15 protein-coding genes and 1 pseudogene are annotated in these 21,746 nt (G+C 54.0%); 10 read left to right on the forward strand and 6 right to left on the reverse strand.

All coding sequences use genetic code 11. The annotated features are described in order from the left end of the window. The first annotated feature begins 143 nt into the window (after positions 1-143). The 3 genes from C162_RS05130 (at position 144) to C162_RS05140 (ending at position 2,351) form a co-directional block, all read left to right on the forward strand. A complete protein-coding gene (locus C162_RS05130) occupies positions 144-518 on the forward strand; it encodes a winged helix-turn-helix transcriptional regulator (RefSeq protein ID WP_036691997.1) in 375 nt (124 codons plus the stop codon). Positions 519-612: 94 nt separating this feature from the next. Beyond that, positions 613-1,749, forward strand: coding sequence for an NADH-dependent flavin oxidoreductase (locus tag C162_RS05135; protein ID WP_036691999.1), 1,137 nt, complete (start codon positions 613-615; stop codon positions 1,747-1,749). Positions 1,750-1,898: 149 nt separating this feature from the next. Beyond that, the gene (locus C162_RS05140) at positions 1,899-2,351 is read left to right on the forward strand and encodes a winged helix-turn-helix transcriptional regulator (RefSeq protein ID WP_083678220.1); all 453 of its coding nucleotides are present in this window, start codon (positions 1,899-1,901) and stop codon (positions 2,349-2,351) included. Positions 2,352-2,399: 48 nt separating this feature from the next. On the opposite strand, the gene pepT is transcribed toward C162_RS05140, so the two are convergent. The 4 genes from pepT to C162_RS05160 all read right to left on the reverse strand — a co-directional run bounded on the left by pepT (position 2,400) and on the right by C162_RS05160 (position 7,309). Further along, entirely contained in the window at positions 2,400-3,632 is a 1,233-nt protein-coding gene (pepT, locus tag C162_RS05145; protein ID WP_036692002.1) for a peptidase T, read from the reverse strand. Positions 3,633-3,803: 171 nt separating this feature from the next. Then, positions 3,804-4,463 (reverse strand): sortase, encoded by a 660-nt coding sequence (locus C162_RS34105; protein WP_051493244.1) that lies wholly within the window; start codon positions 4,461-4,463, stop codon positions 3,804-3,806. 30 nt (positions 4,464-4,493) lie between these two features. Beyond that, positions 4,494-5,462, reverse strand: coding sequence for a hypothetical protein (locus tag C162_RS05155; RefSeq protein WP_036692004.1), 969 nt, complete (start codon positions 5,460-5,462; stop codon positions 4,494-4,496). Between the two features lie 836 nt (positions 5,463-6,298). Next, complete coding sequence (locus C162_RS05160) at positions 6,299-7,309, reverse strand: LLM class flavin-dependent oxidoreductase (RefSeq protein ID WP_083678218.1); 1,011 nt, start codon at positions 7,307-7,309, stop codon at positions 6,299-6,301. Positions 7,310-7,611: 302 nt separating this feature from the next. Between C162_RS05160 and C162_RS05165 the strand changes: the two genes are divergently transcribed. The 6 genes and pseudogenes from C162_RS05165 to C162_RS37435 form a co-directional block, all read left to right on the forward strand. Continuing rightward, positions 7,612-8,616, forward strand: a complete 1,005-nt coding sequence (locus C162_RS05165) for a LacI family DNA-binding transcriptional regulator (RefSeq protein ID WP_036692006.1) — start codon at positions 7,612-7,614, stop codon at positions 8,614-8,616. 364 nt (positions 8,617-8,980) lie between these two features. Next, on the forward strand, positions 8,981-10,411 hold the full coding sequence (locus C162_RS05170; protein ID WP_036692008.1) for an ABC transporter substrate-binding protein: 1,431 nt from the start codon (positions 8,981-8,983) through the stop codon (positions 10,409-10,411). A gap of 136 nt (positions 10,412-10,547) precedes the next feature. After that, a complete protein-coding gene (locus tag C162_RS05175; RefSeq protein ID WP_051493245.1) occupies positions 10,548-11,663 on the forward strand; it encodes a carbohydrate ABC transporter permease in 1,116 nt (371 codons plus the stop codon). Continuing rightward, positions 11,663-12,754, forward strand: a complete 1,092-nt coding sequence (locus tag C162_RS05180) for a carbohydrate ABC transporter permease (RefSeq protein WP_036692010.1) — start codon at positions 11,663-11,665, stop codon at positions 12,752-12,754. The genes C162_RS05175 and C162_RS05180 overlap by 1 nt, the downstream gene beginning before the upstream one ends. Before the next feature lie 48 nt (positions 12,755-12,802). Continuing rightward, positions 12,803-15,856, forward strand: a complete 3,054-nt coding sequence (gene pgmB, locus C162_RS05185; RefSeq protein WP_235218356.1) for a beta-phosphoglucomutase — start codon at positions 12,803-12,805, stop codon at positions 15,854-15,856. 280 nt (positions 15,857-16,136) lie between these two features. After that, a pseudogene (locus tag C162_RS37435) lies at positions 16,137-16,409 on the forward strand (group II intron maturase-specific domain-containing protein); the annotation flags it as partial. Between the two features lie 367 nt (positions 16,410-16,776). Here C162_RS37435 and C162_RS05200 read toward each other — a convergent pair. Beyond that, entirely contained in the window at positions 16,777-17,148 is a 372-nt protein-coding gene (locus C162_RS05200; protein WP_036692017.1) for a hypothetical protein, read from the reverse strand. A gap of 436 nt (positions 17,149-17,584) precedes the next feature. Continuing rightward, positions 17,585-18,562, reverse strand: a complete 978-nt coding sequence (locus C162_RS05205) for a LacI family DNA-binding transcriptional regulator (RefSeq protein WP_036692019.1) — start codon at positions 18,560-18,562, stop codon at positions 17,585-17,587. Positions 18,563-18,835: 273 nt separating this feature from the next. Between C162_RS05205 and C162_RS34110 the strand changes: the two genes are divergently transcribed. Beyond that, positions 18,836-21,745 (forward strand): ABC transporter substrate binding protein, encoded by a 2,910-nt coding sequence (locus tag C162_RS34110; protein ID WP_235218360.1) that lies wholly within the window; start codon positions 18,836-18,838, stop codon positions 21,743-21,745. Position 21,746: the final 1 nt, after the last annotated feature.

Genomic DNA, 21,746 nt, shown 5'->3' on the forward strand with positions numbered 1-21,746 from the left:
TAAGAATTTATATGTTGCACACGACAAACTATCCTTATATTTCTCGCTGAAACGGTACCGTCCTTTAAAAGGACGGCGAAGCCGTTTCCACTTGGGTGGCTGATGGATCTGTATTATGATGATAGCCGGAAGGGGGCTGAATATTGGCGACTGAAATTAAAGACCGCATCAACCTGAAGGAGATCAACTGCGAGAAGGAGCTCACGCTCGCTGTGATCGGCGGGAAGTGGAAGCTGATTATACTGTGGCACCTGGGACTGGAAGGGACCAAACGCTTCAGTGAATTGAAGAAGCTGATTCCCCATATTACCCAGAAAATGCTGACCAACCAGCTCCGTGAGCTGGAGGAAGATCAGCTGGTATTCAGGCAGGTATATGCGGAGGTTCCTCCGCGCGTCGAATACTCCCTGACAGAGTATGGACATACGCTGATGCCGGTGCTGCGTATGATGTATGACTGGGGCAAGAATTACGGGGAGAAGGTAATCTGGAAAGATGTAACTCCCTCTGATAGATAGGTTCTGTAAATGCAGATTTACCATTTGTATTGTGTGAAATTAAGTTGTACACTATTTTATGTGTATATTTGATTTATTGGAGGGAATGGTAGTTATGCTAAAGACAGAATATAGCCCGCTGCTGGAGACGTTCAAATTCAAGAGCGGGATTGAACTGAAGAACCGTGTGGTCATGGCGCCGATGACTAACTTCTCCTCGAATGAGGATGGAACTGTCTCCCGGCCGGAGCTGGACTATTATATCCGCCGTTCGGGCGGAGCGGGGATGGTTATTACCGCCTGTGTCTATGTCTCGCGCGGCGGGAAGGGCTTCCCGGGTGAATTCGGAGCTGACCATGACGGTCTGATTCCAAGCCTGCGTGAGCTGGCAGAAGCTATCAAGGGCGAAGGGGCGAAGGCGGTGCTCCAGATCTTCCATGGCGGACGCCAATGCCCGCCGGAGCAGCTGGTTGACGGGCAGCCTGTCAGTGCAAGCGATGTGCCGGCTGAGCTGCCTGGCGGCGGACATGGGACAGTTCCGCGCCCGCTGACAGACGAAGAGATTACCGGAATTATCGCCGATTTCGGAGAAGCGACACGCCGGGCCATTGAGGCCGGCTTCGATGGCGTTGAGATTCACGGTGCGAACGGGTATCTGCTGCAGCAATTCTTCTCGCCGCACTCCAACAGACGCGAAGACCGCTGGGGCGGAGATCTGCAGAAGCGTCTCACCTTCCCGCTGGCCGTTCTGCGCAGTGTCAAGGCTGCGGTGAAGCAGCATGCACAGGGTGGCTTCCTTGTAGGCTACCGCTTCTCGCCTGAAGAGCCGGAGACACCGGGGATTACGATGGCTGACACGTTTGCCCTAATCGATGCGCTGACAGCGGAGGGGCTGGATTACCTGCATGCGTCCCTTATGGAGCTGTGGTCGCTGCCGCGCCGGGGAACAGAGGATAGCCGTCCGCGCATTGAACAGATCGTAGACCGGGCGGGAGACAAGGCTCCGGTAATTGGGGTAGGCTCGCTCTACTCTGCCGCCGACGCCCTGAAGAGTCTGGACAGCGGCATCAGCCTGGTGGCCCTGGGCCGCCCGCTGCTGATTGAACCGGACTGGGTGCAGAAGCTGGCCGGAGGCCGGGCCGATGAGATTAAGACTGAGCTTGATCCGAATGCACAAGCAGAGCTTGTGATTCCGGACCCGCTCTGGAGAGCACTGATCCATACACCGGGCTGGCTGCCGGTGAAGAAATAAGTCTAACAGACGGATAACGGTCTGTGACCTTAGCATGTTAAGAACCCCGTGCGCCCGTTGTTCCAGGGCGGCACGGGGTTTTTGCCGTATCAGCATCTATGATACAATTGTACTAAATCAGGGACGACCGGAAATGGGGGGCGGCAGAGATGAACGTACAAGGAAGAGACGGAGGCTCTGATGAGGCAGAAGGCGTGGATTGCGGGGCGGAGAACAGCTCATTGCAGCGGACCCTTGAAGTCATTGGCGGGAAGTGGAAGGGTGTTCTGCTCTATCATCTGATCAGCGGGCCGAAGCGGTTCAACGAGCTGCGCAGACTATGCCCCGGCATTACACAGCGGATGCTGGTGATGCAGCTGCGGGATCTGGAGCGTGACGGTCTGGTCCACCGGAAGGTGTACCCTCAGGTGCCGCAGAAGGTAGAGTACTCCTTGACCGAATGGGCGCAGGGACTGGAGACTGCGATCCTCAGCATCAAGCATTGGGGAGAGGAATACCGGGAGATCCTCGCAAGAGGCGAAGACAGAGCCCTGGATGAAGACGGACAGGCCAGCAAGAAATCCCGGGACGAAGCCCCACGCAGCGCAAAAATCCCCGAATAAGCGGTATGCGCTTGAACGGGGATTTTTTGCTGCATAAGTTAACCCTACTTACGCTTTCTGCTCAGCCAGACGGGCGATCTCAACGATAACCTGTACAGCCTGCAGCATGACGTCTACAGAGGCGTATTCAAATTTGCCGTGGAAATTCTCGCCTCCGGTGAAAATATTCGGTGTAGGCAGCCCCATATAAGAGAGCTGTGAGCCGTCAGTCCCTCCGCGGATTGGACGGATAACCGGCGTGATGCCGAGGCCCTCCATCGCTTCCCGGGCGATATCGACGATATGCCGGACGGGCTCGATTTTCTCGCGCATATTATAATATTGGTCATTCATCTCCAGCACGATGTTGTCCGCCCCGTACGTAGATTTGAATTCCTCCACAATCGCGGCGATATTCGATTTGCGGTTCTCGAACTGCCCGCGGTCAAAGTCGCGGATAATGTAATGAAGCTTGCTGTGCTCGGCACTGCCTTGCATGGAGATCAGGTGGTAGAACCCCTCGTAGCCGTCTGTGAATTCAGGAGCTTCACCGGCGGGCAGACGGAGATGGAAGGCCATGGCGATTTTGGACGAATGGATCATCTTGCCCTTGGCTGTACCGGGATGGACATTGACTCCGTGGAAGCTGATCTTAGCGGCGGCGGCATTGAAGCTCTCATATTCCAGCTCCCCGAGCGGGCCTCCGTCCACGGTGTAGGCATAGGAAGCGCCGAAGGCGGCAACGTCGAACTTATGCGGGCCGCGTCCGATTTCTTCATCGGGGGTAAAAGCGACCCGGATCTTGCCATGCTTAATCTCCGGATGCGCCAGCAGATGGGCCATAGCCGTCATGATCTCAGCGATGCCCGCCTTGTTGTCCGCCCCCAGCAGGGTGGTGCCGTCGGTTGTTATCAGCGTATGCCCCTTGTAGCCGCTCAGCTCCGGGAAGCTCTTCGTGGACATGATAATATTCTGGGCTTCATTCAGCACCAGATCCTGCCCGTCATAATTCTCTACAATCTGCGGCTTCACATTCGTACCGGTGAAATCCGTGGCGGTATCCAGATGGGCCAGGAAGCCGATCACCGGAACCTCTTTATCTGTGTTAGCGGGCAGCGAGGCCATGACATATGCATGCTCGTCCACCGTAATCTCCGTCAGTCCCAGCTCCTGCAGCTCCTCTGCCAGCTTATGCGCCAGTACCATTTGGCCTGGAGTGGACGGGCAGTTCTCGCTGTCCTCGCTGGATTGGGTATCCATTTCAGCATACGATACAAAACGTCTAATTAACTCTTCCTTCAATGCAGGTCATCTCCTCTTCAGCTTCGTATGTCTATATTATCACGATCCGGCCCGGGTCTCATACTTTAGGCGGATGGTGTGGAGTGAAGGGGGATGGAGGCTGGCGGGAGGCGAGGGGCAAGCTGGAGTGAGGAAGGCAGCGGGAAAGCGGGGGAGGAGCGGGAACGCAGGTTATGGCTGCTGCACCGGAGATTGGCTGGAGACAAGCTTGGCCGAGAGCAGGTAGCGGTCTGGCGCTGAGCCTACATAAGAGAACGGGTAGCAGGTAATCAAGGTGAGTATGGAATCTTTGCTGGGCTTAATCGCTCCCCTTGTATCTCCATCAACAATCCGGCTGCCGGTCACTTCATAGGTGAAAGTTCCATCCGCTGTCGCAAGCTCAAGCGTGTCTCCGGTCTCCAGTTCGCCGAGGCTGCGGAAGACGGTGTCACGGTGTCCGGCCAGCACGCTGTTCCCGGAGGCACCCGGGGCGGCGCTTGCTTCATCATGTCCTGCCCCCTGTTTAAGCTCCGCCCGTCCGGTTCCCTCCAGAATGGCAACCCGCTTCTTAAGCTTCGGAAAATAGATCTCTCCAATGACTTCGCCCGTTATATAAGCAGGCTTGTCACCCTTTGGTGCTTCCGCGCTGCTAACTATACCTTCGGGCAGCGGTATTTCTTCTTCGGAACTTACGGGCGTCTGGGCTTCCTCCCTCTTTTTGTCCCAGATTCTCAGGGCTTCGCGGGCTTCGGCGGGCGCTTTAAGGATCTGGAAGGCGGAATACACCATAACACACACAGAGAGCATGAAGATCAGCTTGACGGCCAAAGTGAACCCGCTGCGCATCTTCATGCTCTTTCTCCTCCTTACATATAGGCAAAGTTACTTCTTCTGTCCCAGCCTGCGGAGCACAAGCATACTGATCATGGCGACAACCAGGCTGGCCGCAATCAGATTGTACCAAGGGCTGGCTGTGTCCGGCAGTCTGCCGTCTTCCTCCGGCCCGCCCAGCGGAAGCGCGTCATCTGTAAGGTTGATCTCTTTCCCTGGTGAAGGGGCTGGTGTACTGCCAAGTGCAGCGGCTCCGGAATCCGGGGTCGCGGACGGACGGTTGCCGCCGTCTTCCTCTCCTCCGCCTAACGGAACAGGATCTTCACTTACAGTTACTCCACCCGCAGGCGGTGTTGCCGTCGCTGCTGGTATTGGCGATGGTGTACTGCCAGGAGAGACTGTACCGTCTGTTGAATCCGTAGGGGCACTTGTTGCTGCTGGCGTACTGCCGGGACTGACCGTGGTGCCCGGTGTTGACCCGGGTGAAGGTGTAGCTGAAGCTGCTGGCTCAGCCGTCGGTTGCTGTGAGGGGGTTGGCCCGGCTGTCGGCGCAGGCTCCGCTGTAGCTGTGAATTCAAAGGCGACACTTACCATCTTCTCCTGGAACTCGTTGCCTGCCTCCGGCGGGAACAACACCTTCATTTCGATAGCTTCCTCTTCCCCTCCGGCAAGCGAGCCGATGGTCACTACCCCCGGGGCCTCGCTCATCACCCCGGAATAGAGGATTACTCCCTCTTTTTGCAGAGTCATTTGCAGGATATTGTATAGATCTACGTCCCCGGTGCGGAATTGGAAGGCAACTGCATAATCAAACGGGTCATTTCCGTCATTGATAATCTTATAATCCGAAGCCATCGTATCTCCCGGCTGCATGTTGTTCATGGTTGCCGTACTGGTCGTATGCGAATTGACGGTGAGCTTGATCGTATCCTCAGCGCTGACCCCTCCGGCATGCCAGATCACACCTGCCAGAACGGCCAAAATATACGCGCCAATTATGGATGTATGTCTCTTCTTCACTCTCCCCGCCCCTTTCTGTGCTGACCTTCGGCAGCCACCAGCCACCAGCCACAATCCGCCCCGGTTCGCGTTTCTAAATCATAGTTTGTCGAACAAAGTGGTTTCTTGAAGAACTACTACATATTAAAACGATAGTATAAATCAGAACAAGCATTAACCGGCCTGGATGAGCCTGAATGTGCGATGAACAAGCCTGAATGGTAAGAATGCGTTGTCGTTCGTTATAACGAATTATAATTACAGTATAATCTTAAATGGGCATAAAGAAAAACGGGAAAAGATCCTTTAAGTAAACGAATCCGGCTGTTTACTATAAATTAATGACGTTTATTAGGCGTTTACTGTGTTTAACTCGTTATTTCTACGTATATTAATGATTTTTGTATTTTATAAAGAACGAATGAGGCTAGGGAGGTTCGGCTCAATAATTTCCGCACCGAACACTTTTGTTTTTTGCTGCAATGCTAAAATAGCCCACTTAGCTACCCCAACGGAGTTCTCCACAGGTAGTTAAATGGGCTAAATATATAGACTGGCCAGTAATCAGATTAGTAGACCATCAGAATAAAACAAGTGATTTCATTCCATAAATGCGGCCAAGCATCAAGCTAAGTTCGTAGCGGAAAGGAGGGATAAGTGTATTCCGTGCAACTAAAAACACTGAAACAGAAGGCTTTGCCCTCCTAACTGTAGTCTGTACAACTAAATTTGCCCGGATGGGCGAAAATCAAGTTATAGAGGCTGTTTAATTGCACGAAATACAGCTAAACGGTAATTTGGCGGCATATCAGGCGATTTAGTTGTACAAATTACAATTAAGCAATACTACCCACTTATTACTTCTTCAACAGGTCGGCCACAAGCTCATATGAGTGCAAGCGTGCAGAGTGGTCATAGATCTGTGAGGCGATAATCCACTCATCCGCATCCGTCTCTTCCTGAATCTGCAGCAGTCGTTCCTTAATCAGGGCCTGGTCGCCGGCGATGGAATATTGTTGTTTGCTCAGGAGCAGTGCTTTCTCCTGGGAGGTCCAGATTCCGTCCAGACTGTCTACAGGCGGCTGGAGCTTACCGGTGCGGCCACGGATTATGTTCAGGAATTGCTGCTGCTGGGAAGTGGCAAGTCTGCGCGCTTCCTCTGCCGTATCCGCTGCTGTAATTCCCAAGCCCACCATAACATAAGGCTTGCCCAGTACAGCTGAAGGCTTGAAGCTGGTGCGGTACAGATTCAGTGCCGGCAGCAGATAATCCGGTGCAAAGTGGCTGGCAAAAGCAAAAGGCAGACCCAGCTGGCCCGCAAGCTGGGCGCTGAAGCCGCTGGAGCCAAGCAGCCAGATCGGAATGTTCAGTCCTTCACCGGGCACGGCGCGAACACCGGCCGGACGGGAGCCTGATCCTTCGGGGTCGAAATACGCCCGCAGCTCGCTAAGCTGCTCGGGGAATTCACTGCCATCGCTGCCGAGGCTGCGGCGCAGTGCTCTGGCGGCTGCCTGGTCGGAGCCGGGGGCTCTGCCCAGACCCAGATCAATCCGTCCCGGATACAGGGACTCCAGTGTGCCGAATTGCTCGGCAATCACCAGTGGTGCATGGTTGGAGAGCATGATGCCGCCTGAACCAACGCGGATGGTGTTAGTTCCAGCCGCCACATGTCCGATAACAACGGAGGTAGCGGAGCTGGCAATGCCGGTCATATTATGATGCTCTGCCAGCCAATAACGGTTATACCCCCATTTCTCAGCATGACGGGCCAAATCAAGGGTGTTATGAAAAGAATCCGCCGCCGTTCCGCCCTCCCGGATAGGGGCTAAATCCAGTACGGAGAATGGTATATCGTGCAATTGCTTCACATGAATCCCTCCTATAGTAGATGCCTACAGCATCAGTAGCATTATTTGCAGCCATGAATCAATATACCCGCCAATTATAACATGAAATAATATAATTTACACACTTTAAGTAAGCGGCATGACGGGGAGGGGGGATTTGAAGGGCGAAAAGCACAAAATGTAAGCGCATAACAATTTGCTTGCCAATTTAAGGGAGCCTTGCTATAATCGCTTTGAAAAGCTTTTCTAACTTAAGCGGCTAGGCCAATCCTGATAAGGAGGGCACACGTTTCGGGCAAAAAGAATAAGAAGGAAGTCAGACTATGAAGCCAACTATCAGAGATGTCGCCAAGATGGCCGGAGTATCCATCAGTACCGTGTCCCGTGTAATGAATGCGCCGGATACGGTAGTGGAGAGCAAGCGAAGCCGGGTCATTGAAGCGATAGAAGCGCTCAAGTATCAGCCTAATGCATTCGCACGGGGACTAATTTACAGGAAGTCTTTCACCCTCGGGCTGCTCATTCCCGATATTGAGAACCTGTATTTCGCAGGGGTGATCCGGGGAATGCAGGATGCCTGCATTAAGCTCGGTTACAGTCTGATGATTTGCAATACAGACCGTGACAAGGAGCGGACATTGTCCTATATGGATACTTTTCATGAGAAGCAGGTGGATGGTGTTGTGTTCGCCAGTGATATTCTGCACCCTGAGTATTATGAGAAGCTGGTGGACTGCAGAATTCCATTCGTGCTGGTCTCCTCCCATTCCGATGAGTATGAGGTAGCGTCAGTGGAGGTGGATGACGAGAAGGCGGCGTATGATGCTGTTAAATTCCTGATTGAGCTGGGGCACCGGGAGATCGGGATGATCGGCTTCAATCATGATAATTCGGTGTCCGGACCACCGCGGATGGCGGGGTTCGTGAGAGCCTTGAGCGAATCGGGGCTGGAGCGTAATATCGGCAAAATCAAGTACGCCAACCACCGCTTTGAGCAGGCCTATCAGGCTACGCACGAGCTGTTCACTGAATATCCGGAGCTAACCGCTGTATTCTGTGTAGCGGATGAGTTCGCCATGGGAACGATCTCTTACTTAAAGGACCGCAATATTCTGGTTCCCGGTCAAGTGTCGGTCATCGGCTTCGATAATCTGCGGATGTCGGGGATGTTCATTCCGAAGCTGACAACAATCGCACAACCTATCTATCAGCTGGGATACCGGGCGGCAGAGAAGCTGCATGAATTGTTGACCACAGGCGAGGTGGCTGTCATGAAAGAGAAGATGGAACATAAGCTAATCGTAAGAGAATCCTCGCGTGAGAAATGAGACGTAGTTCCGGCGGGCTGAAGCACGGCTGCCTGACAGGGCAGCACGGTTTCTTCGGACTATTTTGAAAAGCTTTTCAGAATGGCGGGTTACAGGAATGTGAGCGAATCATTTCGGGAACCGGTTCAGGAACTGTTTCAGGAAACGTACCCGCAGCAGAGGGTACTAACGCACTATTGGAAGCGCATACATTATAGTGGGATATGGAGAATGTACGTTTGAATTAGCGGTGTTAATGAGTGTGGGTGCCTGGTGTCCGTGAATTTCGATAAGGGGGTGAGTTGCTGCTCTGCCGTAAGGGGTTCCGGTAATGAAGCTGGCTTGATGCAGTCTCTAAAAACAATTAAAGGGGATGTATGAAACAATGAAGAAAGCTCCAGCACGTAAACTGTCACTTGCGATGGTGTTGTGTCTATCCTTCACCATGATGCTCAGCGGCTGCGGCGGCAATAACAACGCTGCACCAACGCAGGCCCCGGCGGCTACAGAAGCGCCGACAGCAGCACCTTCAGCAGATAACAACGCAGCATCAACAGATAGCCCAGATCCCGCTGCGGCAGGCAGCCCGTTGGACTTGGCGATGAAGGGTGAATACAAAGGCACGAAGGTCACGATGTTCGGACCGTTTGTCGATGCGGACCAGGTGAAGTTCGAGAGCAGTATTAAGGAATTCGAAGAGAAAACCGGCATTGATATTCAATACGAAGGCTCTAAGGAATTCGAAGCCACAATTAATATCCGGGTCGATGGCGGCAATGCGCCGGATATCGCGGACTTCCCGCAGCCGGGCCTGCTGGCCTCTATTGCTAAGACTGGCAAGGTTATCGATCTGACCGGGGTGCTGGATCAGGCGAAGCTGACGGCCAATTACAATAAGAGCTGGCTGGATATGTCCACCATGGACGGCAAGGATGGCAAGATTATGGCCGGGATCTGGAACCGCAGCAATGTGAAGAGCCTGGTCTGGTATCCGAAGAAGCAATTTGACGAAGCGGGATATACGGTTCCGCAGACTTGGGATGAAATGATGGCTCTGACGGAGCAAATCGCCAAAGACGGTGACCCGGCCTGGGCAATCGGTATCGAGAGCGGCGCGGCAACCGGCTGGGCGGCAACCGACTGGGTAGAGAACATCATGCTGCGGACTACGACGCCTGAGAATTATGACAAGTGGGTAAGCGGGGAGCTGCCGTTCACTTCGCCTGAAGTGAAGAACGCGGTGGAAGTAATGTCCAAGATCTGGCTGAACAAGGATTATGTCTACGGCGGTGCTAAATCCATTGTCACTACTGCCTTCGGTGATGCTCCGAAGCCGATGTTCGAGAACCCGCCCAAAGCCTGGTTCAACCTGATGGGGAACTTCATTACCAGCTTCTTCCCGGAAACGGCCAAGGTGGATACAGACTATGACTGGTTCTATCTCCCGCCGATTGATGAGCAGTATGGCAAGCCGGTCCTGGTGGCAGGCGATATCTACTCCATGTTCAATGACCGCCCGGAGGTACGCGCGGTAATGGAATTCTTCACTACTGGCGAATCGATCAAAAGCTGGGTGCAATCCGGCGGTGTCATTGCCCCTATGAATGATGCTTCCCTCGACTGGTACCAGTCCGAATCCGACCGCCGGATGGCGAAGCTGGTACAGGACGCCTCTACTCTGCGCTTCGATGGCTCGGACCTGATGCCGGGTAAGGTGGGTGCAGGTACCTTCTGGAAAGGCATGACTGACTATGTGAGCGGAACTGCTACGCTGGATCAGGCCCTGGAGCAGATTCAGTCAGGCTGGAAGAACTAAGGACCAGGCAAGCGCGGAATTAGACGCCAAGAGGTTGAAGGGGCGGTCTTGAACAATCAGGCCTGCCCCTCAACTGGTGTTAACGGGTGCTTATGAAGAAGGCTCTGCTCCAACAGAGCCTATAGGAGGAACCGATATGGATGCACAAATAAGGCCGGAGCCGGGTGCCGCCGGGGCGCAGGTAAAGCAGAGGATTAGCGGCAGGGCAGTGCTGCTATCGCTGGGCGTCTTGCTTGCGAATATTGTGGTCAACGGGCTGATTTTTCTGTTTTTCCGCGATTCAACGCTTCATCCACTGCTGACTGCGGTGCTCGCAGTGTTGTGGGGCGTGCTGGGCGTATATCTGATCTATTACACCTTGACCTGGGCAGTAGAGCAGTACCCGGACCATGTCCGCAGGAAGGTGCTGCCTTATGTTTTTGTCGGACCGGCTGTCCTTATTCTCGGTTGGCTGCTGATTCTGCCGGCCCTGCGGACGCTGTACTTAAGCTTCTTCAACGCGTCCTCCGAGAAGTTCGTCGGACTCAGCAATTACGCCGCGATCTTTAGCGACCGTCTGATGGGCACTGCCTTGCGCAATAACTTGCTATGGGTGTTCGTGGGCACGCTGGCCTGTGTCTGCTTCGGGCTGCTGATTGCCATTCTTGCCGACCGGAGCAGCTATGAGCGGATCGCCAAATCTATTATTTTCATGCCGATGGCTATTTCCTTTGTTGCCGCCGGGGTCATCTGGAAGTTCGTCTATTATTATCAGCCGGGCGATGAGCAAATTGGTCTATTGAATGCGATTGTCACCTATTTCGGCGGTGAACCGCAGGCCTGGACGAGTATGCTGCAGCCGTGGAACAACTTCTTCCTTATTATCATTCTGATCTGGATGCAGACGGGGTTTGCGATGGTCATTTTCTCCGCAGCCATCAAAGGAGTGCCTGAGGATATTCTGGAGGCTGCACGGGTGGATGGCGCGGGTGAGGTGAAGATCTTTTTTGGCATCATGATTCCTTACATCTCCACAACGATTCTGACGGTGACCACCACGATTATTGTCTTTACGCTGAAAATATTTGACGTTGTCATGGTGATGACAGGAGGTCAATACGATACAGAAGTTGTTGCGACGCAGTTCTACCGGCAGTTCTTCATGTACCGTAACTTCGGCTACGGCTCTACGCTGGCTATCGTGCTCCTGATCGCGGTATTGCCTGTTATTCTTATTAATCTGCGGCAGTTCCGCAAGCAGGGGGGATTCTAATGGTAGGCACCAAGAAAAAAAGGGGCAGCAAAACGGCCGTCAATCTGATTCTGGGCGTCATCTGCTTCCTCTGGATTCTGCCGACGTTCGGACTGTTCGCGTCCTCCTTCCGTCCCGCAGCGGATATTTTGCAGACGGGCTGGTGGAAGGTGTTCCCCCATCAGGAATGGAAAGCGGGCGAGACGGTGCAGCTCTCCAAGGGGGTGGATCTGCGGGAGCCCATTGAGGTGAACGGCAAGACCTACACAGATGAACAGCTCAAGGCAGGGGTGAAGGCGGATGGCAGCCGCCTGATGTGGGAGAACCGCAGGGCACGCACGGTTAATATGCAGGAGCAGGGCTGGCAGACGGTGCCTGACCTTACGCTCGACAACTACAAGAATGTGCTGTCCGGCAAGGAGTACACACTCAAGGAAGCAGACGGCAGTGAAACGGTACAGAAGGGGAGCGGATTATCGCAGGCGTTCTGGAATACACTTACAATTGCTGTTCCGGCGACCGTGATTCCGGTGCTGATCGCCTCTTTTGCCGCATATGCCTTCGCCTGGCTGCGGTTTCCGGGACGGAAAACGCTGTTCGTGATCATTATTGCGATGCTGGTCATTCCGATTCAGGTTGCACTAATTCCGGTACTCAAGGATTACACGGCGCTTGGGCTGAACGGCAGTTATCTTGGAATCTGGCTGGCACATACAGCCTTCGGGCTGCCGCTGGTCACGTATTTTATGTACAACTTCATCAGCCAGCTGCCGAAGGATCTGTTTGAATCGGCTTTTATTGACGGCGCGAGCCACTTTACGATTTTCAGCAGACTGATTCTGCCGCTGTCCGTGCCTGCGCTCGCTTCCATCGGGATCTTCCAGTTCCTCTGGGTATGGAATGATTATCTGGTGTCGCTGATCTTCATCGGGAACCAGCCGTCGGTGCAGGTCATGTCGATGAAGATCGCCGATCTGGTCGGCTCGCGCGGCAATGACTGGCATCTGTTGACCTCGGCAGCCTTTATCTCGATGCTGATGCCGCTGGCGATCTTCTTCCTGCTGCAAAAGTATTTCGTCCGGGGTCTGATGGGCGGCTCAGTCAAGGGCTAAGCCGCGGCAGGGACAAGAGAAGTCGGCAATCGGGAGGAGAATACGAAGATGAGACCGGAGACAAGTACGGAGATACGCACAGAGATGAAAATAAAGATGAAGTCCTGTGAGCATCCTCCCCCCTTATACCCTTACAGGGAGTGGAGTATTGAAGAGGAACACTACGAGGATGAATACAATCAGCGGAGCGAGAGTGTGTTCACACTCGGCAATGGCTATATTGGCATGCGCGGCAATTTCGAGGAAGGCTACTATGGCAAAACAGGTCGGTCGGTTGCCGGGAATTATCTGAACGGGTTCTTTGATTCCGAGCCGGTCGTCTATCCTGAGGGGGCCTTCGGGTACCCCTCCCGCAACCAGGCCATGCTGAATGTGAGCGATGCCCGTATCATCCGGCTTAGTATCGAAGGCCATGAATTCCGGCTGGATCAGGGGAAGCTGCACCGGTATAAGCGCCGGCTGGATATGAGGAGCGGCATGCTGCACCGGGAGCTGGAGTGGGAATCTCCCGCCGGACACCGGGTGCTGCTGGTGATCCGCCGGATGGTTGCCTTGGCGCACAAGCATCTGGCCGCTATCGACTATGCCGTGACGGCGCTGAACTTCTCCGGGACACTGAAGTTCGATTCTGCGGTGGACGGCGAGATCCGGCGGCCGGAAGCGACGGATGATCCCAGGCTGGGAGCGGGCAGCGCGGTGCCCAGCCTGCTGCTGGAGAATACCGGTTATGACGAAGCCTCCGGGGACCTGTGGATGAAGCAGCGGACCCGGCATACACGGTTCGCGCTGCTGACTGCTGTCAGCCATGCGCTGCAGGCGAAGTCCGGGCGCGAGATGAGTCACCAGCTGATCGGACAGCGCATCTCCGTCTGTTATGCCGCTGCTGTCCGCAGCGGAGAGACGGTGACGCTTACCAAATATATAACGTATCACACCTCCAGGGATTACGGGGAGGAGGAGCTGCCCGGCCGGAGTGCTGAAGCCTTGGCACTAGCCAAGGAGCTGGGCTTCGCCGGTCTGGCCGGGGAGCAGCAGACGTATCTGGACAGCTTCTGGGCACAGGCTGATGTAGAGATTAGCGGTGATCCTGCACTCCAGCAGGGCATCCGCTTCAATGCTTATCAGCTGCTGCAATCCGTGGGCCGGGACGGAGCAACGAATATCGGAGCCAAGGGCTTAACCGGTGAAGGCTATGAGGGGCATTATTTCTGGGACACGGAGATGTACATGCTGCCGTTCTTCACCTTCACACAGCCGGAGATTGCCCGTGCGCTGCTGGAATTCCGTTATGCAACGCTCGGCAAGGCCAGGGAGCGGGCAGCGGTTATGTCGCAGAAGGGGGCGTTGTACCCGTGGCGGACGATTGACGGCGAGGAGAACTCCGCCTACTTCCCCGCAGGCACTGCCCAGGCGCACATCAACGCCGACATTGCCTACGGCCTGAAGCAATATGTCCAGGCGACCGGTGATATGGATTTTCTGGTTAGCCGGGGGGCAGAGATACTGTTCGAGACCTCAAGGTTCTGGGCCGATCTGGGCCACTATAACCCCGCGCGAGGAGGGGCCTTCTGCATCGATGCAGTAACTGGGCCGGATGAATATACAGCGATTGTGAATAACAATGCTTACACCAACCTCATGGTGCAGGATCAGCTCCAGTATGCCTATGAGACAGCTCTGCTGCTTCAGCGGGATTATCCGGCGGATTACGAACGGCTGCGGCAAGAGATCGGATTAACTCCCGAAGAGGCAGAGAGCTGGAGGGATGCGGCCGCAGTGATGTTCATTCCTTTTGACGAACCGCTCGGCATTTATGCCCAGGATGACACCTTCCTGAGTAAGCAAAAATGGGATTTCGAGCATACGCCTGCGGACCGGTATCCGCTGCTGCTCCATTATCATCCGCTTGTAATCTACCGGCATCAGGTGCTGAAACAGGCCGATCTGGTCATGGCGTTGTTCCTGCTAGGGGACAAGTTCAGCCTGGCGGATAAGCTCCGCAACTATCATTATTATGAGCCACTGACGACGCATGACTCCTCGCTGTCTCCTTGTATCCACAGTATTATGTCTGCGGAGATCGGAGATCTGGCCGGGGCATACCGTTATTTCAGCCGCACAGTGCGGATGGACCTGGACGATATCAACCATAATGCCAAGGACGGGCTGCATATGGCAGCGATGGCCGGGTCCTGGATGTCGATTGTGAACGGCTTCGGCGGCATGCGGCTGGCTCAGGGGGAACTGGGTTTTGCCCCTGTCCTGCCGGAGCAGTGGGAGAGCTGCCGCTTTAAGGTTACAGTGGGTGGTAAACTGCTGGATATCTTCGTTGAACGTGAAGCGGTAGTGTATACGCTGCTGGAGGGAACAGCGCTTGAGATTAGACATAAGAAGCAGCCGCTGCGGCTGCTTCCGCAGGAGCCGGTGAGGATTTCGCTGGCGCACCGGCTGGAGGCTGTAATCTTCGATCTTGACGGTGTGATTACGGATTCCGCCGAGGCTCATTATCTGGCCTGGCAGGCCCTTGCGGATGAGCTGGGCGTACCCTTCAGCCGGGAGAAGAATGAACGGCTGAAGGGCATCAGCCGGATGGAATCGCTGGAGATCGTGCTGGAGGGCAGCGGTCTTGCGAAGCTGCCTGAAGCCGGGAAGCTCCGGCTCGCGGAGAAGAAGAACGATCATTACCGGCAGATGATCGGCCGGATCACCCCGGCGGACCTCCTGCCGGGTATCCGGGAGCTGCTCGATTCCCTACGCGAGCGGGGAATCGCTGTGGGGCTGGCCTCGGCCAGCCTGAATGCGCCGCTGATTCTGGAGCGCCTCGGCGCAGCCCGGTGGTTCCAGGCCGTTGCCGACCCGGCTGCGCTCCGGAAGGGCAAGCCCGATCCGGAGATCTTCCTGCAGGCGGCAGAGCGGTTGGGTGTTCCGCCGGGCAACTGCATCGGCGTGGAGGATGCAGCCGCAGGCGTGGCCGCGATCCGGGCGGCGGGCATGAAGGCTGTGGGCATCGGCGCGGCCGGGCAGCTTGGCGCGGCCGACCTGGTACTGCCTTCTACGGCGGAGCTCGATGCCGGGAAACTATTTAAGCTGTTCGCGCGTTAGCCGCTTGCGGTAGGCGGCATCGGGCAGCGAGATTGCTGTGCGTATAGGAAGGGAGCGGGCGCGTGGCCGGATGTATGCGGAAAACCGTATACAATGTGCTGGTGAACGCCTACCGTTAGCCAAGAGCAAGGGTGTCCGCCGCGAGGCGGAATCTGAAGGAAGCTGGAGGCAAATGCACGATCCAAGGTATACGCAAGTGATGGACCCGATCTTCGATGTGGACTTCTCAAGGCATAGGTACGGTTTTCGCCTTGGGAAGCGAGCGCATGACGCGGTCATTCGAATAGCATCTGCGAAAGGGCACTGTGAGAAATTCGACCAGTGGATTCGCCGCAGACTGCATATGTGCTTATGGAAGCAATGGAAACGGGTACGCACTCGAATCCATGAGCTTCGAGCACTCGGCGTCCCAGAATGGGCGGGTTTTGTCATGGCTAACTCCAGACGCGGAGCGTGGGAAATGTCTCGAAACACAAACAACGCCCTTCCGACTTCCTATTGGGAAGCGAAAGCGCTGAAAATTTTGCTTACTCGTTATTTAGAGCTTTGTTAATCTTTCGGAACCGCCGTTTGCGCACCCGCATGTAAGGTGGTGTGAGAGGACGGGGGCTAGGCGCCCCCTCCTACTCGATCATTGCGCTATCGTTCTCCGTGATTTTTTCTTTTCATGAGCCAAACCCAGATTGACGCTTGTCCGTTTATGCTTGCTTATTGCGTTTTTGCTGCAGACACACCGTTCAGCCAATCCGCGATATCCGAGATAACTTGATCCGAAATATTGCCGGCTATGGTGTACTCGGCGCCTGTTGATGGCTGGTCAACGGATATGAAGAAGTGATTCAGCTTCAACAGTCTCAACTGCTGCGCAAAAAATACCCTTTCTTCTAGGAAAAAGCAGAGTGCCGGAGTACTATACTTGTTCAACTATCATTCGACGTTAATTCAACTCTTTCGGAAATATTTTTACTTATTTCTTCAGGATTTTTAATGCCAATGATCAACTTTGATATTTTGAACTTACCAACTTTAAAGCTATCCAAATCGAAATGAAGAGTTTCTAGCTCATTCTCAAAAAAGTGCAGTTGAAAACCACCTTTTGATCTGAATAACCCATTTCTCTTTTCTCCTAATAAAGCACCATATAGTTTAAAAGCATTTGGTATCGGTCTGCCTGTTGTTATTCCCTTGATGGAAGAGTATGGAATTTGCAGCCCTTTATCTATTTTTAAAAAGGGTGAGTTTCCAAGGTCGATATTTACGTAGGTTTCCATTAGTTGAATTTTACGTTCCATATTTTGAATCCCCCATTCCATTTATTTTACAAATTATAATTACATATAATACCACAAAACCCTCTTTTCATAAAAAAGTCTAAGCTCTTCCCGTTAGCTTAACGCACGCCGCCAGTGCGAAGAATACCTTGACGGTAGTGACCGTCCGCTCCTTGGGGTGGGGAATATATTTGATGCTGTTAATGCACTTTTACATTCTTTGAAAACCTCGGTTAAACTAAAAGATGATACGGGTTTGTGCCAATGACACGGAGTAGACCACTAACACAATTGAGATTAAACAAGCCTCTGCAGCTATGCAGAGGCTTGTTCGGCTACACTCATATATGCAGCGATGTATGGAGTTTTGTTCGAGGCCAACTTTCGGCGATAGATGTATGCTGTACAATTAAAAACCGTAAAAAGGCAGGATTTCCAGTTAAGTGGAAGCCCCCCCTCAAGTAGTCCCCCCCTCCTCCAGCTCCACAGGCAGAATATGCGCAGCGGCCACGCTGTGGCCTTGCACCAGCTGCAGAATCAGGTCCACTGCCAGCTGGCCCATCGCTTCCATCGGCTGGCGGATGGTGGTGATCGGCGGGTCGAGCAGGCTGCGGAGCGCGATGCCGTCATAGCCGACGATCTTCACATCCTCCGGGACGCGCCGTCCTCTGGTGCGGCAGGCCTTCAGGGCGTAGGCGGCAATGATATCGCTGCCTGCAAAAATCCCGTCCACTTCAGGATGCTCCAGGAAGAGCTGCCCGAGCAGCTGCTCGTAAGCTTCGAAGTCGAAGCTGTTGTTGTCGGTATGGAGGGTGACATACTCCAGGCTGTGCTGCTTCGCGGTATCCTCGAACGCCACGCAGCGCAGATGGGATAAGATATTCAGCTTGGGATGCCCGCCGATATGGGCGAGGTGGCGGCAGCCTTTTTGGATCAGAAGAGTTGTAGCCAGCTGGCCTCCCTCATAATTATCTGAACAGACATAAGGGATATCCGGTGAGATCTGCCGGTCAAACGTCACCAGCGGCAGATTCATCTGCCGGTAGGCTTCAACCTCCAGCGTATGGCTGCCCATAATAATGCCATCTACCCGGCTTGCGCGCAGCATGTGGATGTATTCCTGTTCCTTCTGCTTGTCCTGCCACGAATTGCAGAGCAGCAGCTTATAGCCCTCCCGGTAGGCATGTTCTTCAATATGACTGGTCAATTCGCCGAAAAAAGGCAAAGATACATGCGGAATAATCAGTCCGATAATGTTGGATTTCGAGCGGCTGAGGGAGCGTGCCAACTCGTTCGGCCGGTAATTCAGCTCCTCCATCGCCTGGTGTACCTTGTGCTTCAATTCCTCGCTTAAGTAACCCCTGTTGTTCAGTACCCGGGATACGGTGGTTGCCGATACGCCAGCCTTCAGCGCAACGTCTTTGATGGTCGGCATGGCCAGGCCTCCTGTCTAAGCAGTCAACTGCAGATTCATTCTAACGTTAGCAGTCTGCTCTGTCCAATATCTACGGCTGCTGTCGCTTTTTGTTGTTTCTAAAAACACCTTTTCCCCCTATAATTGTATCAAAGCAGTCCCCGTAATGAAGCCCCATGTATACATTATCCTTCGACTTGTCAGATTCCGATTATGAGATAGATGAACGGGAGTGTGCGAATGAGTGTAGATCATATTCATCTCAGGTTTTTAAGGAGTGTACTCTTGCCTCTGATGATCTTCCTGTGTACAACAGGCCCGGCAGGAGCTGCATTCGCCGCAGCCGAGGAGCTTCCCGCCCGGAACGTGCTGGTGTTGCATTCCTATCAGAAGGGCTTCGCCTGGACCGATGACCAAAGTGCCGGCATAGAGGAACGTCTCAAAGGTACCGCTAATCCTCCCGTCATCTACACCGAATACATGGACTGGAAAAGGTACCCCACGCAGGGGAACCTCGAACATTTCTACGAAACCATCCGCTTCAAGTATCAGAACATCCATATTAAAACGATCATTACAACAGACGATGCGGCGCTGAGCTTCGCGATGAAGTACCGCCATGAGCTTCTGAACGATGCTCCGATTATTTTCAGCGGGGTCAACGAGCTGGGGGTGGACAGCATCCCGGATAAGCGCAACATGACAGGCGTTATTGAGAAAATCGATGCTTCCCCCACCATCCGTATGGCCATGGACCTTAACCCTTCGCTGAAAAAGGTGTATGTCGTCTTCGATAATTCGGAGAGCGGGCTGTCGACCGGCCGGATGGTGATGGATCAGATTAGCTCCTTGAATCCGGAGCTTGCGCTGTTCCCCATGAACCGCTTGTCCATGGAACAGATCAAAGCTACGGCATCGGCGCTGTCCCCGGACAGTATTATACTGATGACTACATATTATAGTGACTCTACCGGAAGAATTGTGGAGTTCGACAGGTTCGCAAGCGAGCTGGGCAAGAGCAGCAGTGTTCCGGTGTATCATATTTATGATTTTGGATTGAACCATGGGGCCTTCGGCGGGAGCCTGATCAGCGGCAGAATGCAGGGGCAGACGGCGGCCGATCAGGCGCTGCGTATCCTGAAGGGGGAGCGTGCCGGGGATATCCCGGTGGTGACCGACAGCAGTGTACGCAAGGTATTTGATTATAATGAGCTGCAGCGCTTCAAGATATCGCCGGAGAAGCTGCCGAAGGGCAGCGAAGTGATTAACGAGCCGTTCTCCTTCTATCAGACCTACAAGGTGCTGGTGCTAAGCATCGTGGCTGCTTTTGCGGTGCTGGTAACCTTCATTATGGTGTTGTTATTCTATGTGCAGCTGGTCAGAAGGATTAGAAGCAACCTGGAAAAAAGCAATGAACGCTTCAGCTTGGCAACCTACGGCTCGGATGCGGTAATCTGGGACGTTGATATGTCTACGATGATCTATTATTTCTCGGACAGCTGGTATGAGGTGCTCGGATATGCCCGGGATGAGCTGAATGAGAGCCGCGGCGGCTGGCGGGATATCCTCCATCCGGAGGATGCCGAGCAGGAGAATCGGCTGCGCATTCAGCATCTGGAGGGTCGTTCTTCTTACTACTACGCTGAATACCGGATGCGCAGCAAGGCGGGCGAATACAAGTGGTTTCAGGCGCGGGGCAAGGTGCTGCGTAATGCGGGCGGCGGATATATCCGGTTTGCTGGGTCGATGGTTGATGTAACGGACCGCAAGGGCTATGAGAGCAAGCTGCAGACGAGCTATCAGGAGCTGGAATCGACCTATGAGGAGCTGACTGCCCTACAGGATGAGCTGCTGGAGCAGTATAACAAGGTGGTGGAGAATCAGGCACTGCTGCAGACCAGTGAGGAGAAATACCGGCTGCTTGCTTATAATGACGTGCTTAGCGGTCTGCCGAACCGGCTGTCGTTATCCGAGGAGCTGCAGCGGTTCATTGAGGAGCATTCCGGCGGCCATGCGGCGCTGTTCTTCCTGGATATCGATAACTTCAAGTACATTAATGACTCCATGGGCCATACCTTCGGGGATGAACTGCTGGTGCAGGTCGGTGAACGGCTGCTTAGCCGCGCTGACGGGCGCAGTAAGCATTTCCGCTTCGGCGGTGATGAGTTTGTGATTCTGTTCAAGGATGTGGCTGAGGCGGGTGAGGTGATCCGTTATGCGGATTCCCTGGTACAGGGCTTCAAGGAGCCATTCCAGCTTCATGCGAGTGTGGTGCATATCTCGGCCAGTATTGGAATTGCGGAGTACCCGGAGAACGGAGGGAATGCGGAAGAGCTGCTGAAGAATGCCGACATTGCCATGTACAAGGCCAAAGAAGCGGGAAAGGGCAGCTATATGATCTACGGGCATGAGATGCAGCAGTATTTTGACGAACGGATGATTATTGAGAATCACTTGAGAAGCGCGGTATCCAATAATGAGCTGTCGCTGCATTACCAGCCGCTGGTGGATACCGGCTCTGGCGAGATCTGGGGCTTCGAGGCGCTGATCCGTTGGAACAGCCCGGTGCTCGGCTTCGTCTCCCCCTTATCCTTCATCCGGATTGCCGAGGACTGCCGCTTAATCGTTCCCATAGGTGAGTGGGTGCTGCGTGCCGCCTGCCGGTTCACCAAGGATCTGCAGAATCAGGGCTATGAGGGCTACCATATCTCGGTTAATATCTCGGTCATTCAGCTGATGCTGGAGGACTTCACGGAGATGGTGCTGAGCGTGCTGGAGGATACCGGGCTTGCGCCGGAGTATCTGGAGCTGGAGATTACGGAATCAATATTCATGGAATCCTTCGAGGCGATCAGCTCCAAGCTGGAGGCGCTCAAGGAGAGGGGCATTGGTATTGCGCTGGATGACTTCGGAACGGGCTATTCCTCACTCAGCTATCTGAAGCAGCTCCCGATTACTACCCTGAAGATCGACAAGTCCTTCATCGACAGCATTGATACCCCGAACAATATGTCGCTGGCCAGCTCCATCGTCACCATCGGCCATGATATGGGACTGAATGTTACCGCTGAAGGGGTGGAGACCCCGGAGCAGCTTGCTTTTCTGGAGCGGACCCGCTGTGACAAGATTCAGGGCTACTATATCAGCAAGCCTATTCCGGAGAAAGAGGTCGCGGGCTGGGTGGCGGGGCGGATTGCGGGTTGAG

This window comes from Paenibacillus sp. FSL R7-269, assembly GCF_000517865.1.
GTDB lineage: Bacteria > Bacillota > Bacilli > Paenibacillales > Paenibacillaceae > Paenibacillus_AQ.